Origin of the sequence: Streptomyces kebangsaanensis, assembly GCF_001906585.1 — a bacterium.
In the GTDB taxonomy this organism is placed as follows: Bacteria; Actinomycetota; Actinomycetes; order Streptomycetales; family Streptomycetaceae; genus Streptomyces; species Streptomyces kebangsaanensis.
The window spans coordinates 22,849-24,108 of the sequence record NZ_JUJA01000166.1 but is presented as its reverse complement, the minus strand read 5'-3'; the positions used below and the strand labels follow the sequence as shown (position 1 = coordinate 24,108).

Sequence of the window (1,260 nt, the reverse complement as noted above, 5' to 3'; positions counted from 1 at the left end):
GTGCACGCGCGGGTGCGGGTGCGGGGCGCGGGCCGCCGCCACGCCGAGGGCGGCGCGTGTCCCGGACAGCAGGGCGATCGCCGCGGCGATGTCGACCGGCGCGTGCCGCAGTCCCGGCAGCACGGTGCGGCGCCCACGTCCGCCCTTGGACTCGCCGACGGCCACGAGCAGCCCGGACAGCGCGGCGCCGGACCGGGCCAGAATCTGGGCCCGGTGGCCGATCTTCCGGGCGGCCGGGACGGCGGTCAGCACGCGCCACACGTCGGGCAGTCCGTGCAGGGCCATGATGTCCGCGCCCCAGGCGACGGCGGCGCCGTCGTCCGTCAGGGCGACGGCGATGTCGCTGCCGCGCAGCCCGGCCAGGACGTCGTGGTCGTCGGCGGACCGCATCCGGGCGACGGTGATGATCGCGCCCTCCCCGCCGCGCAGCCCGTACACCACGTCGTCCAGGGGGCGCCGGGCGTCCACGACCTGGTCGGCGAGGGCGGTGTAGTCCTCCAGGGCCGGGTCGTCCACCACGACGACCCTGAGACCGGCCCGGCGGGCCGCGTCCAGGACCGGCTCGGTCCACGGGTCCGCCTCCCCGTCGTCGGTGCGCAGCGCGCTCGGGTGCAGGACGACGGTGCCGGCCATCTCCAGCTGCCGCAGCCGCTCCGGGTCGCGGACCAGCACGCCGGTTCGGGCGAGTGTGGTGCTGAGTACGGCGTGGAAGACGGCGGGTCCGTAGCGCGCGGCCTTGGGCGAACCGGCGAGCACCGCCTCGGCCGCCTCGCCCGCCTGCCGCTTGACCAGCAGGGTCACCGCCGCCCCCAGCAGGCTGCCGGCGGAGGCGTGGTTGGCGTACTCCTGGGCCGGCGTGACGCGCAGCGGCGGACGCGAGGAGAGGTCCGTGGCCACGCTGGGGCGGTGGGGTGCGCACAGCTGGTCGTGGACCGAGTCGAAGGCGGCCGAGCGGGCCACCGTGTCGGCCAGCTGGCAGGCGCGCAGCGCCCCGTCCAGCACCAGCGAAGTGGGGGTCTGGCCGGCACCGTGCACGGCCGCGTTCGTCCAGGCCAGCAGGAGTTCCATACGGGGCCTGCCCAGCCGGGCGCGCAGCCAGGCGCGACAGCGCGGGTTCTCCCGCAGCAGCGTCACCGCGGCGGTCACCATGCGGGGAGAGGGGGGCAGGCGCAGGAAGTAGGCGGTGAGTCCCGCGGCGATGCCCACCCCGTCGGCGGCGAGCGTGCCCGCGGCGGCCCGCACCCCGGCCGGGTCGGCGGG

Annotated in this window: 1 pseudogene; it reads right to left on the bottom strand. The window is 77.5% G+C overall.

The features are described from left to right. A pseudogene (locus RH94_RS45535) lies at window positions 1-1,260 on the bottom strand (cation-translocating P-type ATPase); the annotation flags it as partial.